At 66.8% G+C, this 13496-nt stretch carries 13 protein-coding genes; 8 read left to right on the top strand and 5 right to left on the bottom strand.

The genetic code is table 11. The annotated features are described in order from the left end of the window. The first annotated feature begins 30 nt into the window (after positions 1 to 30). A complete protein-coding gene (locus M2343_RS08890) occupies positions 31 to 975 on the top strand; it encodes a LysR family transcriptional regulator (protein ID WP_264576372.1) in 945 nt (314 codons plus the stop codon). A gap of 66 nt (positions 976 to 1041) precedes the next feature. Here M2343_RS08890 and M2343_RS08885 read toward each other — a convergent pair whose 3' ends face one another. After that, the gene (locus M2343_RS08885) at positions 1042 to 1740 is read right to left on the bottom strand and encodes a pirin family protein (protein ID WP_181561336.1); all 699 of its coding nucleotides are present in this window, start codon (positions 1738 to 1740) and stop codon (positions 1042 to 1044) included. Between the two features lie 125 nt (positions 1741 to 1865). Between M2343_RS08885 and M2343_RS08880 the strand changes: the two genes are divergently transcribed. The 3 genes from M2343_RS08880 to M2343_RS08870 all read left to right on the top strand — a co-directional run bounded on the left by M2343_RS08880 (position 1866) and on the right by M2343_RS08870 (position 4585). Beyond that, on the top strand, positions 1866 to 2795 hold the full coding sequence (locus M2343_RS08880; RefSeq protein WP_264569661.1) for a LysR family transcriptional regulator: 930 nt from the start codon (positions 1866 to 1868) through the stop codon (positions 2793 to 2795). Between the two features lie 124 nt (positions 2796 to 2919). Beyond that, positions 2920 to 3807 (top strand): hypothetical protein, encoded by an 888-nt coding sequence (locus M2343_RS08875; RefSeq protein WP_264576371.1) that lies wholly within the window; start codon positions 2920 to 2922, stop codon positions 3805 to 3807. A 157-nt stretch (positions 3808 to 3964) separates the two neighbouring features. Beyond that, entirely contained in the window at positions 3965 to 4585 is a 621-nt protein-coding gene (locus M2343_RS08870) for a nuclear transport factor 2 family protein (RefSeq protein WP_264576370.1), read from the top strand. 36 nt (positions 4586 to 4621) lie between these two features. Here the strand turns inward: M2343_RS08870 and M2343_RS08865 are convergent, their stop codons facing one another. The 3 genes from M2343_RS08865 to M2343_RS08855 form a co-directional block, all read right to left on the bottom strand. After that, positions 4622 to 5092 (bottom strand): nuclear transport factor 2 family protein, encoded by a 471-nt coding sequence (locus M2343_RS08865; protein WP_264576369.1) that lies wholly within the window; start codon positions 5090 to 5092, stop codon positions 4622 to 4624. A 30-nt stretch (positions 5093 to 5122) separates the two neighbouring features. Next, a complete protein-coding gene (locus M2343_RS08860) occupies positions 5123 to 6457 on the bottom strand; it encodes an MFS transporter (protein WP_264576368.1) in 1335 nt (444 codons plus the stop codon). 150 nt (positions 6458 to 6607) lie between these two features. Next, positions 6608 to 7528, bottom strand: coding sequence for a helix-turn-helix domain-containing protein (locus M2343_RS08855; RefSeq protein WP_264576367.1), 921 nt, complete (start codon positions 7526 to 7528; stop codon positions 6608 to 6610). A 215-nt stretch (positions 7529 to 7743) separates the two neighbouring features. Here M2343_RS08855 and M2343_RS08850 point away from each other — a divergent pair, with 215 nt between their 5' ends. Genes M2343_RS08850 through M2343_RS08835 form a run of 4 tightly spaced genes read left to right on the top strand, consistent with a single transcriptional unit; the run spans position 7744 to position 11720 of the window. Next, positions 7744 to 9237: an aldehyde dehydrogenase family protein gene (locus M2343_RS08850; RefSeq protein ID WP_264576366.1), complete on the top strand. Its 1494-nt coding sequence runs from the start codon at positions 7744 to 7746 to the stop codon at positions 9235 to 9237. Beyond that, positions 9230 to 9661, top strand: coding sequence for a DUF3237 family protein (locus tag M2343_RS08845; RefSeq protein ID WP_181558938.1), 432 nt, complete (start codon positions 9230 to 9232; stop codon positions 9659 to 9661). The genes M2343_RS08850 and M2343_RS08845 overlap by 8 nt, the downstream gene beginning before the upstream one ends. A gap of 2 nt (positions 9662 to 9663) precedes the next feature. Then, positions 9664 to 10116 carry a DUF3237 domain-containing protein gene (locus M2343_RS08840; RefSeq protein ID WP_264576365.1) on the top strand — a complete coding sequence of 151 codons (453 nt, stop codon included), beginning with the start codon at positions 9664 to 9666 and terminating at the stop codon, positions 10114 to 10116. Positions 10117 to 10118: 2 nt separating this feature from the next. Next, positions 10119 to 11720 carry a GMC family oxidoreductase gene (locus M2343_RS08835; protein ID WP_264576364.1) on the top strand — a complete coding sequence of 534 codons (1602 nt, stop codon included), beginning with the start codon at positions 10119 to 10121 and terminating at the stop codon, positions 11718 to 11720. Between the two features lie 15 nt (positions 11721 to 11735). Here M2343_RS08835 and M2343_RS08830 read toward each other — a convergent pair whose 3' ends face one another. After that, a complete protein-coding gene (locus M2343_RS08830) occupies positions 11736 to 13409 on the bottom strand; it encodes an FAD-dependent oxidoreductase (RefSeq protein ID WP_264576363.1) in 1674 nt (557 codons plus the stop codon). Between the last annotated feature and the right edge of the window lie 87 nt (positions 13410 to 13496).

Genomic DNA, 13496 nt, shown 5'->3' with positions numbered 1-13496 from the left:
TGGCATTTATAACGCACAGGTTATGGCTGAATGATGAGCGCCCTGCAAAGCCTGCCATTTACCCTGCGCCAGCTGGTGATCTTCGAGACGCTTGCCGAGACACGCAGTTTTGCCGGCAGCGCCGAATTGCTGGGCATTTCACAGGCGTCGGTGAGCAGCCAGTTCAAGGCGCTGGAAGCGCAGCTCGGGGTCGCGCTGATGGCCCGCAGCGCGGGGCGGCGTCCAGAACTCACGCCCGAGGGCGAGCGCTTCCTCGCCGACCTGAGGATTTTTTCCAGCGCGGCCGATCAACTGGCGGCACACCGCCTGCGCAGGCCCGGCCCGCGCGAGATCGTGCGCTTTCGCATCCTGCTGGGGCAGGGCCTCGCCGATCATTATGTGCGGCCAAGGCTGGACAGGTTTCTGGCGGCCCATCCTCACATCGTTCTGGAGTTCGATACTCGCATTCCGAGCCATGAATCGACGCTCGCGGCGAGCAGTGGCACCTATGACTTCGTGCTGATCCACCAGCCTGCCGATGAGCCCGTGGCGGAAGCGATGCGGTCGCTGGGGCGGGTGTCGGGCGGCATCTTCGGCAACCGCAAACTGGCCGCAGGCCGCGAGGTGCCGCTCTCTCCCGCAGAGGTGGCGCGCTTGCCGTTCGCCTTGCCGTCCGGGCGGGACGATGGGGCGGAACAGCGCCTGCGCCGCAAGCTGGCATCCTTTGGCGTGCAGCCCACCAACATCGTGGCGCGGGTGCAGTTTTTCGATGTGATCATCGCCATGGTGGCGCGCGGTCAGGCGGTCGCCAACCTCCCTGCCGCGATGATCCCGCCGGATATGCGGGGCAGGATCGTGCGGCTCTTTCCCCTGCATGACTGGCGGCTCGTCTTCCATCGGCGGGATGCCGAGGCGCAGGCGGACCGGGATGCGGTCGAGCGGCTGTTGCTGGAGAGCGTCGTCAAGAATCGCGCTTATGGCCTGATGCCGGATTGAGGCGCGGCGTCGCGGACGAGCGAACGCCGCGCTGCCGGTGGGTTCGGCAGCGCGGCGTTCCTGCGGTCAGATCACGTCGACGAGGACGATTTCGCTGTCCTCGATGGCCGTGATGCGCAGCACCTCCACATCGCTGATCGCGGCGCCGTCACGGGCATTCACCCGCACGTCCTCGATCTGCACGGCGCCGGTGGCGGGCACCAGATAGGCCTTGCGGTCCTTGCCGAGCGGATAGTCCGCCGTCTCACCGGCACGCAGGGTCGCGCCCAGCACCCGGCCATCGGTGCGGATCGGCAGGGCGTCCTCATCCTCGGCATGGCCCGAGGCCAGGGTGACGAACTTGCCCGAGCGCTCGCCCTTGGGGAAAGGCTTGGCGCCCCATTGCGGCGGCTCGCCCTCGCGGGTGGGGATGATCCAGATCTGGAAGATCCGCGTGGTCACATCCTCGAGATTATATTCCGAGTGGCGGATGCCAGTGCCGGCGCTCATCACCTGAACGTCGCCCGCTTCCGTGCGGCCGACATTGCCGAGGCTGTCCTGATGGGTGATCGCGCCCTCGCGAACATAGGTGATGATCTCCATGTCGCGGTGCGGATGGGGCGGGAAGCCTGTCTGCGGCGCGATGGCATCGTCGTTCCACACCCGCAGGCTGCCGAAGTGGACCCGGGCAGGATCATGGTAGCCGGCAAAGGAGAAGTGGTGATGGGCATCCAGCCAGCCATGGTTGGCGGCGCCGAGGCTGTCGAAGGGGCGAAGGTCGATCATCATGTGTCTCCTTGTCAGAGGGAAGGTCGCGGACGTTCTGTCCGGCGTTGGAGACCGATTTAGGGCTTGTGAGCTTTGCTGTTCAGTGGGATAAAATAGACCATTATGTTCGAGAAAGTTGAATAGTGAGCGCACCCGGCACGCCAACGCTCGATCAGTTGCGCATCTTCCTCGCGGTGGTGGACAGCGGCAGCTTCGCGGCGGCGGGGCGGCGGCTCAACCGCGCTGTGTCCGTCATCAGCTATGGCATCGCCAATCTGGAGGCGCAGCTTGGCCTGACGCTGTTCGAGCGGGAGGGGACGCGCAAGCCGGAGCTGACCGTTGCCGGCCGGGCGCTGCTCGCCGATGCCCGTGCCGTCGCGCATGGCGTGGACGGGCTGCGTGCCCGCGTCAAAGGCCTGCTCGATGGGCTGGAGGCGGAAGTGGATCTGGCCGTCGACGTCATGCTGCCGGCCGAGCGGCTGGGCGCGGTGCTGCGGGCCTTCGCGCGCGAATATCCCACCGTCCAGCTCCGCCTGCATGTCGAAGCGCTTGGCGCGGTCCTCGCCATGGTGCGGGAGGGGCGGGCGATGATCGGCATTTCCGGCCCGCTCGCCATTGGCGCCGATGGGGTGGAATGTGTCGCGGCGGGCTCGGTGCCGCTGGTGCCGGTCGCCGCGCCCGATCATCCGCTAGGCCAGATGGCGCAGATCCCGCCGGGCGCCGGGCGCGATTACACCCAGCTCGTGCTCACCGACCGCTCCCGCGCCACCGACGGGCAGGATTATTCGGTGCTGAGCCCCAAGACCTGGCGGCTGGCCGATCTCGGCGCCAAGCACGCCCTGCTGTGCGAGGGCGTCGGCTGGGGGAATATGCCGCTGCCGATGGTGGAGAGCGATCTCGTCGCCGGCACGCTGGTGCGCCTCGCCATGCCCGATCATCCGGGCGGAACCTACCGCTTTGCTGGCATCTGGCGCCGGGATACGCCGCCCGGCCCGGCGGCTGAATGGCTGATCGCGCAGTTTGTCGAACAGGGCCGGGCCGATGCGGCGCTTGCCGGGATGATCGATCTCTGAGCCCTGCCGCATCGGGATGCGCGCACCGGCAAGTTCCTGCGCAAACAATCGGCTAGGGGCAGCGAGCGTCACCGGACGAGCGGGATGGAAGCCCGACCGGCATTACAGGAAAGGATGTCTGCGCATGGACAGAGCCGCTTTGCTGGCATTGCTGGATGAGACCGTCGCGTCTCTGGGCGCCAATGATCCCCAGCGCTTGGCCCTCGCGCCCCGTTTGCGCTATACCGAGAACAGCGTCGAATTTCCCTTTGGCGATGGCGCCTGGAAGACCGTGACCGGCATCGGCGACTATCGCTGGGATGTGGTGGACGTGCGCACCAGCAATGCCGCGCGCTTCGGCGTGCTGGAGGAAAGCGGCGACAAGGCGCTGTTCGTGCTGCGGATCGCGGCGCTGGAAACCGGCGCGCTCGCCGAGATCGAGCTGCTGGTGGCGCGCGCGACGGACAGCGGCGTCCCCTTCCTCAACACTAATCCCGCGCCGCGTCCGGAACTGACCGAGCCGGTCCCGCCAGCCTCCCGCACCGAACGGGCACGGATGCTCTCGCTGGCCGATGGCTATTTCTCCACGCTGGAGCAGAATGACGGCACGCTGCACACCCGCTTCACCGCGGATTGCGAGCGGCGCGAAAATGGCGTGCAGACCACGCACAATCCCCAGCCCGATCTGGCGCCGGTCGCCAAGATGGGCTGCGAGGAGCAGTTCCTGCTCGGCTATTACCGGTTCGACAACTGGATTCGCGCGCGGCGCTATCCGCTGGTGGATGAGGAGCAGGGCGTGGTCCTCTGCGGCGGCTTCATCGATCATGACGGGCAGACGCGCGACTATCAGCTCACCAATGGCGAGACGCGCACGGGCTTTTTCCTTCGCCCGCACAGCTTCGCCTATCTGGAAGCCTTCAAGATCCGCGACGATGCCATTTCCGCCGTCGAAGCGGTGTTCCACTTCGTGCCCTACCGGATGCGCTCGCCCTGGGCCCAGGATGAGCGCGATCCGCGGCTGGCAAAAGTTTGAGCGGATGCCGCCCCATCACACCCACCGCCGTCACCCCGGACTTGATCCGGGGTCCCGCTGCCTTCGGGCTTGCGTCAGCAGTAAAGCGGGGCCCCGGGTCAAGCCCGGGGTGACGACGTTGAATATCTGAGTCCAGCAACCTCCAAGGAGCACCCCCATGTCCGATGATGTCTCAGCCCTGCGCGAGGAACTGGCGCGTTTGCGGTCCGATCTGACGGCGCTCGCCGCCCGTGCCGACAAGGCCGATCATTATGTCGAAATCTGCAATCTCCAGTGCGCTTATGGCTATTATGTCGACAAGGGCCGCTGGGACGATGCAGCCAAGCTGTTCGCCGAGGATGGCACGCTCGAGCTGGCCGGGCGCGGCGTCTATGTCGGGCGGGAGCGAGTGCGGGAATATCTCCACCATCTGCCGCCTTATGGTCCGGGCGTACTGTACAATCACATGCAGCTCCAGCCGGTCGTCCACATCGATTGTGCTGCCGGCACCGCCAAGGCGCGCTGGCGCACGTTCATGATGGTCGGCGGCGTCGGGCGCGAGGCGCGCTGGGGCGAGGCAACCTATGAGAACAGCTACAAGATCGAGAACGGCAAGTGGCGGATCGCGCAGCTGCACGGCTATATGAACATCTATACCGAATATGATGAGGGTTGGCATCGCGGCGGCGTGCAACTGCTGCGCTCGATCGACGGGCTGCAGCCCGATCTGCCGCCGACGATGCAGTATGAATCCTACCCCGAGCCGGTGATCGCGCCTTACCACTATAATGAGGTGTAGGGCGACCCAGGCCACCCGCGCGCTGCCGCTCGCCGCTCAGTCGGTGGGCGGCGTGCGCTTGCTATTGGGGTCGAATTTGAGCATCTCCACGCTCTTGAGCGCCGGGTCCCAATGCTCGGCAATCATGCCATTTTCGATGCGGAACAGATCGAACCAGCTCGTCACATAAGGCTGCCCCTCGGCATCCTTCTCCGGCCGCTCGAACACGCACATCACCATGTCCCGCTCGGCGATCATGTTGACCAGCGGCAGCATGATCCGCTCCTCGATCTCGCGGACCGGGCGCGACCCCTTGATGAAGTCGACCAGCGGCTGGCGGCCGGAAGCGACATTGGGATTATGCTGGATATAGCCCTCGGCAATGAATTCGGCGGCCCGGTCGGCGTGGCCTGCCTGCAGCACGGTGCGGTACATGTCCCAGACGAGGCGCTTGTTGGCCGCGAGTTGGGGATCGGCGCTCTCCAGCAAGGCATGCTGGGCGTCGCGATCGGTAATGGCCTGGCTCATGCGGGTCTCCGTTGCAAAATGAGGGCGCGGTCAATGCGCCGTGGCGGTCGCCTGCGCCGCGCGGTGGTTGGTCCGCGCCGCGAGATACAGCATCAGCCCGCCGAGCAGGAAGAAGATGGCGAACAGACCGATGGCATAGCGCAGGCCCAGGGCTGAGGCCGCCGCGCAGGCAGAACCCTGAACCTGTCCGGCAGCCCCGGCGCACTGGGTGGCGAACTGGCTCCCGCCATAGATGAAGCTGGAGGCCATGTCGCTGACCACGCCGACCGAGGGCGGTCCCAGTCCCTGACCGAACAGATGGACCATCAGCAGGAAGACCGCCGATCCGGTTGCCCGGCTGAAGCTGTCCAGCGAGCCGTGCAACGTCGCGATCGCGGGCCCCATCGCGGTGTAGAAGGAGAAGGAGCCGACCAGCATCAGCGGAATGGCGACGAACAGCATGTTGCTGCTCAGCCCCGCCAGGAAGATCGGTACGCCGATCACGGTGCCGAGCGCCGGGAAGCCGAGCAGCCAGCGTGCATCGCGCCGGGCCATATGCTCGCTGCCATAGCCGCCGAGCAGCGTGCCGAAAAAGGCGGCAATGCCGGAGACGACGCCGAAGACGAGACCCGCCTGCGCCGCATCCAGCCCGAAATTGCGGGAGAAGAAAGCGGGAAGGAAGGTGTTCACGCCGAAGGCGCCAAGGCTGATGAAGGCGAGGCCTGCGAGCACATAACGGATGCTCTTGTTGCCCAGCAGAAGCCGTACCACCTGCCAGGTGCCGAGCTTGCCCGATCCGGCAGCGGCAGGGGGCACGCTGCGCTCTGGCTCATGCAGGCAGAAGAAGCAGAGCAGGGCGATCAGCCCGCCCATCACGCCGAAGAACATGAACGTGTCGCGCCAGCCGAAATGCTCGGCAATGGCGCCGCCGGCGAACGATCCGACCAGAGCCGCCACCGGCACGCCGAGCATGTAGAGCGACAGGGCCGAGGCGCGCTTTTCCGGCGGCACCATGTCGGAGATCATCGAGTGCGGCGGCGCCTCCGTCGCCGCATTGCCCGCCGCCATGCCGCAGCGGCACAGGAAGAGCTGGAAGAAGCTGACCGTCGCGCCCGCCAGTGCCGTGAACACCGAGGCGAGCATCAGGAAGCTCGCGGTCACCCGCGCGCGGTTGTAGCGTTCCGCCAGGCGCGCAATGGGCACGCTCGCAAAGGCGTTCACCACCGCGAAGGCCGTGCCGCCGAGCAGGCCGATCTGCAGATCGCTGAGCAGGAACTCGGCTTTGATCTTCTCGGCGATCAGCGCGATCATCACGCGGTCGAGGAAGCCGAAGGCGTTGATCGAGGCGAGCAGGATCAGGGCGACGGTGAGCTGTCTTCTGGTCACGTATATCTGTTCCCGGGTGGCAGGCCTGCGGTCGGCAGGCATCGAGCGGCAGGTCTATCTGGATAGACGCTCAGCGCGACATGCCGATTGGATGGGAGCGCATCGACCTGACTGGTCGTGCTCGCGATCGCGATCCCCCTTCCGGGCCGTTCAGTGCAGCGAGAAGAGATTGCGATAATCGCGCGGCGTAAGGCCGAAGCGCTGCTTGAAAGCCCGGCTGAAATGCTGGGAATCGCTAAAGCCCCAAAGGTGGGCGATCTCGGTGATCGAGCGGCGGGCGAGGGCCGGGTCGACCATCTCCTCGCGGCAGCGCTCCAGCCGCCGGTCCCAGATGGCGCGGGCAATGGTATAGGCTTCACCCTCGAACAGCTTGTGGATCGAGCGGCTGGACATGCTGAAATCCCGCGCGATGCGCGCGATGCTGAGGTCCGCATCGGCCAGATGCCGGTCGACATATTCCAGGATCGCCCGTCGCCGGCTTTCGCGCGGGTCGGGCATGGTCAGCACGTCATCGGCATGGATGGTCATGTTGACCAGATGGGCGATCTGGTCGCCGAGCAGCTCGCGGTCCTGCATCCGCAGCGTGTTGCCGGTCATCACCGAGGCGCTGACGCTGGCATGAAGGATCTGAGCCGGCCCCCGCAGGAAGCTACGCGGCTTGCGCCAGCGGTCCAGGCTCCAGCGGGGCGCGGTGAGCAGGCTGCACGGTACCGTCACCGCCAGCTGGCGGCATTGGTCCGGCGCTTCGATGGTGTAGGGCACGTCCTTGCGCAGCGCGCACCACTGGCCGGCCTGCACATCATTGTAGAGCCCGCCCTGGCTGATCCGGGCGGCGCCTTCTTCCTGGAACAGCAGCTTCATGGTCGGTGGCGATCGCCGGTCGGCCATGTCGGGCAGGACAAGCCTGTGACTGCCCAGCGAAACGATGCAGAAGCGGAGCGCGCCGAAATCGCCGCCGCGCAGCGACGCCTCGCGGTCGTCCGCAAATTCGATGTGGGGCGCCTGCGTGACGGCGCACCATTGCCGGCTGCGCTCGACGCGGCTCGATGCCTTAGTGGTGAAGATGTGCATCCCCGTGGCTCCTCTCGCATCCTGGCCGGGGTCTTGCGCCCTCGGTCCGGCTTTTGCGCACGCTAGACCCCATATCGGGGCCTGTCCAGCAGACCGCCACACTGTTGATTTTGTCTCCAGTGCGGCGCTGGTCAGAAAGATGCGTCGCGAGACAAGTTTGCCCGCAGGCGCGCTGATAGCAGGGGCCTCAGCCGCATCATGGACATGTATTTGAGATGACGTTGAAAGTGCCATTACCCCTTGCCGCCGAGGCGCGTCATTTCATTGGCGGCGCGTGGACGCCCCCTGCGGCGGGCGACCGGCTGCCGGTGGAAAACCCCGCGACCGGCGCGGTCTTTACCGAGGTCGGTGCGGGCACTGCCGCGGATATCGACCAGGCCGTGCAGGCGGCCGAATCGGCGATGGTCGCGGCCCGGCGCACGCGCTGGACGCCAGCCCAGCGGCAGGATGCCCTGCTGGCCTTGGCGCAGGCGGTGGAACGCCATGCCGAGGATTTCGCGGTGCTCGAAACGCTCGATACCGGCAAGCCGATCAGCAACAGCCGGCGGGTCGATGTGCCCGGCACCGCAGCGACCTTGCGCTATTTCGCCGGCTGGGCGACCAAGCTCACCGGGGAGAGCATGGAGCTTTCCCAGCCCGGCGAGACGACGGCGTATACGCTGCGCGAACCGGTTGGCCTGGTCGGCCACATCATTCCCTGGAATTATCCGCTGATGGGCGCGGCGTTCAAGCTCGGCCCCGCGATTGCGGCGGGCTGCGCGGTTGTGCTCAAGCCGGCGGAGCAATCCTCGCTCTCCGCGCTCAAGCTGGCGGAACTGGCCGTGGCCTGCGGCGTGCCCCCAGGCTTCTTCAATGTCGTGACCGGCCTTGGTCCGGTCGTGGGCGCGGCGCTGGTCGATCATCCCGGCGTCGCGAAGATCAGCTTCACCGGATCGACGGCGACCGGCACGCAGATCGCGGCCGACTGCGCACGGCAGATGAAGCGGGTGACGGTGGAGCTGGGCGGCAAATCGCCGGTCATCGTCTTTGCCGATGCCGATCTCGATGCCGCCGCGCGCGCCATTGCCATGAACATCTTCTTTAACAGCGGGCAGACCTGCTCGGCCGGCTCGCGCCTGTTCGTGCATCGATCCGTCGCCGATGCGCTGGTGGAGAAGATCGCCCGCATCGGCGCGGCGATGACGATCGGCGATCCGCTCGATCCCGCAACCCAGCTCGGGCCGGTGATCACGCAGGCCCAGCGGGCGCGGATTATGGGCTTTGTCGAGGGCGCTCTCACACAGGGCGCCAGCCGCGCGGGCGGCGACATCGCCTTGCCGGCGCAGGGTTACTATGTCGCGCCGACGGTGCTCGGCTCCGTTCAGGCCGGCATGGCGGCGGTGGACGAGGAGATTTTCGGCCCCGTCCTGTGCGCGATCCCCTTCGACACCGACGATCTCGACGAGATCGCTGCGCTGGCCAATGCGAGCCGCTATGGCCTCTCCGCCTATGTCTGGACGGGCAGCCTCTCGCGGGCGCATGGCATGGTCAGTCGCCTCCGGGCCGGGACCGTGCGAGTGAACAGCAGCGCCGGCGACATCGCGATGCCTGCGGGCGGCGTCAGGCAATCCGGCTTCGGCCGCGAAAATGGGAGAGCCGGGGTGGAAGCCTATACCGAACTCAAATCCGTGACGATCGCGCACGATCATCAGGCCGACGGTCATGGCTGAGGCAAGCAGCGCGCCCGTGCCCGGCTTCGCGCCAGCCTTCCGCATGACGCCCATGCGCGCCTTTCCGGTCACGGTCGGCGAGATCGCGACCGGTGGCCAGCGCAGCTATGTGTCCATCGGCGGCGGCACCTTCGTAGGCGAGGGGCTTGAGGGCCGGCTGGTGGGGGGCAGCGAGATGCATCTGCTGCGCGCCGATGGCGTCACGGTGGTCGAAGCCTCTTATTATGTCGCCTTCAGCGATGGCAGTTTCGCCCGCTGCTTCGGCAATGGCTATCGCACCCGCGCGCCGGATTTCGAGGGGCTGCGGCTCGCCTTGCTGTTCGAGGCCGCCGAGGATGGCGGCGTCGCCCATCTGGCACGGCTGGCGTTCGTTGCCGAGCAGGCCGAGGGCAGCCCTGTCCTCAATATCGAGAGGATCGTCTGACCATGCGGCTGGAATTCGCTCTGGAAATGCGCATCGGCCTTGGTCCGCGCATGCATATCGAGGTGGCGCAGGGCTACACGCGGGGTGCGGTGCTGATCGGAGAGGGCAGCTTCTCCGGCCCAGCACTCTCGGGCCGGATCGTCAAGGGCAGCGGCGGCGATTTCCCGCTCGTGCGCCCCGATGGTGGCGGGCGGTTCGAATCGCAATATCTGCTGGAGACGGACGACGGCGCCCATATCCTCAAGCGCAGCACCGGCGTGCGCAGCGCTCCGCCGGAGGTGGTCAAGGCCCTGCTGGCGGGCGAGCAGGTCGATCCGCAAAGCTATTATATGCGCATGACCCCGCGCTTCGAGGCGCCGGCCGGCCCCTATGACTGGCTGAACCGCACGATCTTCGTCGGCGTCGGCCAGCGCAATCCGGAAGGCTCCATTTTCCGGTTCTGGAAAGTCATCTGAGCGTGGACCGGTTCGATTACATCGTCGTCGGCGCCGGCTCGGCAGGCTGCGTGCTTGCCGCCCGCCTGTCCGAAGATCCGCGCAACCGCGTGCTGCTGCTGGAAGCCGGCGGCAGCGACCGGCGGCTGGATGTGCGCCTGCCGCTGGCGGTCTCCAAGCTGTGGCCCAATCCGGCGCTCACCTGGGGCTTCATGTCGGAGCCGGAGGCGGAGCTGGACGGCCGCCGCCTGCCGGTCGCGCGTGGGCGGATGCTCGGCGGCACCTCCTCGCTCAACGGCATGATGGCGATCCGGGGACACAAGGCCGATTATGATGGCTGGCGCGATACCGGCCTCACCGACTGGGGCTGGGATGATGTGCTGCCTTGGTTCCGCAAGCTGGAGCGGCACTGGCGCGGCGATACGCCCGAACATGGCGGCAGCGGGCCGCTGAGTGTCGAGCCGCATCCGGCGCCCAGCCCGCTGATGGCCAATGTGCTGGAGGCGGCTCGGTCGCTCGGCTACCCGATCACGGAGGATTTCAACGGCCCGCGAACCTACGGCTTCGGCATGCCGGATTTCACGACGCGCAACGGTCGCCGCGCCAATACGTCGGAGGCCTATCTGCGTCCGGCGCTGGGCCGGCCCAATCTGGAGGTGCGCACCGGTGCCGTGGCGACGCGTGTGCTGCTGCGTGATGGCCGGGCAATCGGCATCGAGGTCTCGCGCGACGAGCGGCTGGAAGAAATCCTCGCCGAGCGCGAAGTGCTGCTGGCCGGCGGCGCGATCAATTCGCCGCAACTGCTGCTGCTCTCGGGCATTGGGCCGGGCGCCCATCTGCAGGAGATGGGCCTGGATGTCGCCGTGGAAAGCGGCGAGGTCGGCGCCAACCTGCAGGATCATCCCGGCGCCGGCATGGAGTTCGATCTCGATCCTGCGCTCGCGTTCGACCGGGAATTGCGCTTCGACCGGCTGACCGGCTCGTTCCTGCGCTGGGTGGCGGGGCGCAAGAGCATCATGGGCGCGCCGCCGCTCGCCGCCTCCGCCAATGTCGCCACCGACGCGGACCCGGATGTGATCGACATGCACTTCCTGCTGATCCCGCTCTCCATGTTCTCGCGGGTCTGGTTCCCCGGCGTGGCAAAACCGTTCGGGCCGCGCATGGGGGCGATGTGGTCGCTCAATTATCCCAAGAGCCGTGGCTGGCTGAAGCTCGGCTCGCCCGATCCGCTGGCCCATCCGCGCATCGCCTTCAACCTGATGAGCGACCCGGAGGATCAGCGCGCCATGCTCGGCGGCTATCGCGGCCTCGAGGCGCTCATCCGCCAGCCGGCGCTCGCCAAGGTGGTGGGGCAGATGCGGCGGCCGGAGCGACCCTTGCTGTCGGATGAGGAAGTCATGGCCTATATCCGCGAGACAGCGGCGACGGCCTATCACCCGAGCGGCACCTGCCGCATGGGCAGCGATGCCCAGGCTGTGGTCGATGGGCGCCTGCGGGTGAATGGCGTGGACGGGCTGCGGGTGGTCGACGCCTCCATCTTCCCGCGCCTGCCCGGCGGCAACACCAACCTCCCGGTCATCATGGTCGCCGAGCGCGCTGCGGACTTTATCAGACGCGGAGAGTAGCCGCATCCTGCCGGATCACTCCGCCGGTTCCATCTCCAGCGGCTGCTCGTCGCCAATGTAAAGCAACGCGCCCTGATCGAGCAGGCGCTGCTGCACGGCGCGCACATCCACCTCTCGCGGCGTAACGCCCGCGCGCACCGCAAGGCTGGCCGCCGCGCCCGCCGCCTCGCCCATGGACATGCAGGTCGCCTGATCGCGCACCGCGCCGAGCGCCGCGAAGGTGGCAGACACGCAGCGCCCCGCCACCAGCAGGCCCTCAACGCCCTTGGGCAGCAGGATGCGATAGGGAATGTCGTACGGCGCCTTGAACGGCGAGGCCACGCCGTCGCCCCACAGGCCGGTCACCGAATGCAGGTCCGGCCCGCGCGGCCCGCCCTTGGCGATCACGTCCGGAAAGCGCCGCCCTGCCAGCACATCATCCTCGGTGAGGATATAGTCGCCGACGATCCGCCGCCCCTCGCGCGCGCCGCCGGTGGGGGATTCCATGACGATATAGGCCTCCTCGAAGCCGGGGATGCGCTCGCGCAGGAAGTTGAGGTACACCCGGTTGAGCTTGCGCCGATAAATCAGCGACTTGCTCACCTCTTCCTCATTGGTGTGGTCGTACCAGACCTCGTACACGCCGGACATCATCTGCCCGTCGCGCATTTTGCCGTGGCGGAAGATGCCGATGCTGCCAAAGCGCGGCGGCGGATAGACCGGCTCGGTCGCGCCATAGAGCAACGGCACTTTTCCGGCCTTGATATACTCCACCCATTCGCGGTCCAGCCCGGCGGGGAGGGGGACATATTTGCCATCCACCTTGGGTGCCGTCGCCTTGCCAGGGATCGGGCCGCCCGCTGCCGGAGAAAGGCGCAACTTGGGGATGCCGCCGGCCGCGCGGATGCGGTCCACCTCGTCCCAATCGGTCGGCTGGGCCATGGGCTCGGCGTAGAGCGTCTCGCCCTTGAGCGACTTGTAGGTATTCACCGGCCGCCCGCCACCCATCAGCGCGGAGCGCTCGCGGTCCAGCTCGGCGCGCTCTTCTTCGCTCAGCAGCGGCTGGTTGCGCAGATAGTCGATCAGCGGGTCGACATCGATGCCGCCGATCTGCATGTCCATCGATCCGCCATGATGGCGCCCGTCTTCCTCGCGGCCATGGTGGAAGGGCGCGCCGGCCCAGGCGGCCACGTCTGCATCGGCCGAGGCGTCGATCACCACATCGGCCAGCACCACCTGCCCGCCGGACTTGTTGCCGATGGCGACGCCCGTCACGCGCCCGTCCTCCACCAGCGTGTCGAACACCACGGTGTTGAAGAGAAGCTCGACGCCGGCCTCCTCCATCATCTCGTCGAGCAGGCTGGTCATCATCACGGAGTCGGTGGGGTGCCGCGCAATCGGGCTACCCTCCGGCGCGCCGCCCATGGCCTGGATGCGGTGCAGGATCTCCAGCGAAATGCCCTTGACCACCGGCGTGCCGATGCCTTTCTCGATGATATAGCCATTGATGCCGATGCCACCGATGCCGCCCCCGGTCATCATCCCGCCCAGATAGCCGACCCGCTCGATGAGCATCACCCGCGCACCATTGCGCGCCGCGCTCAGTGCCGCGACGCATCCGGCAGGCCCGCCGCCCACGACAACGACATCCATCGCTTTCGCCGGTACCAGTGCGGCCACAAACCGCTCGTTGTTCCTCTGGACGGCCATGTCCTCTCCTCCGCTCCTATTATGAAGCGCGAGCATATCCTGAGAAAGATCATATAGAAAGACAGTATTATTAATTGTGGAGGGCAG

It is taken from the genome of Sphingobium sp. B8D3B (assembly GCF_025961875.1).
Classification (GTDB): Bacteria; Pseudomonadota; Alphaproteobacteria; order Sphingomonadales; family Sphingomonadaceae; genus Sphingobium.
Note: the sequence above shows the minus strand (reverse complement) of the source record. Positions and strands in the feature narration are given on the sequence as shown.

Excerpts from the sequence above, each read along its gene's own strand:
- M2343_RS08875 (WP_264576371.1), top strand. The coding sequence starts at position 2,920 with ATGGACAGAGCCGCTTTGCTGGCATTGCTGGATGAGACCGTCGCGTCT.
- M2343_RS08830 (WP_264576363.1), bottom strand. The coding sequence starts at position 13,409 with ATGGCCGTCCAGAGGAACAACGAGCGGTTTGTGGCCGCACTGGTACCG.
- M2343_RS08885 (WP_181561336.1), bottom strand. The coding sequence starts at position 1,740 with ATGATCGACCTTCGCCCCTTCGACAGCCTCGGCGCCGCCAACCATGGC.
- M2343_RS08865 (WP_264576369.1), bottom strand. The coding sequence starts at position 5,092 with ATGAGCCAGGCCATTACCGATCGCGACGCCCAGCATGCCTTGCTGGAG.
- M2343_RS08855 (WP_264576367.1), bottom strand. The coding sequence starts at position 7,528 with ATGCACATCTTCACCACTAAGGCATCGAGCCGCGTCGAGCGCAGCCGG.
- M2343_RS08845 (WP_181558938.1), top strand. The coding sequence starts at position 9,230 with ATGGCTGAGGCAAGCAGCGCGCCCGTGCCCGGCTTCGCGCCAGCCTTC.
- M2343_RS08850 (WP_264576366.1), top strand. The coding sequence starts at position 7,744 with ATGACGTTGAAAGTGCCATTACCCCTTGCCGCCGAGGCGCGTCATTTC.
- M2343_RS08890 (WP_264576372.1), top strand. The coding sequence starts at position 31 with ATGATGAGCGCCCTGCAAAGCCTGCCATTTACCCTGCGCCAGCTGGTG.
- M2343_RS08840 (WP_264576365.1), top strand. The coding sequence starts at position 9,664 with ATGCGGCTGGAATTCGCTCTGGAAATGCGCATCGGCCTTGGTCCGCGC.
- M2343_RS08870 (WP_264576370.1), top strand. The coding sequence starts at position 3,965 with ATGTCCGATGATGTCTCAGCCCTGCGCGAGGAACTGGCGCGTTTGCGG.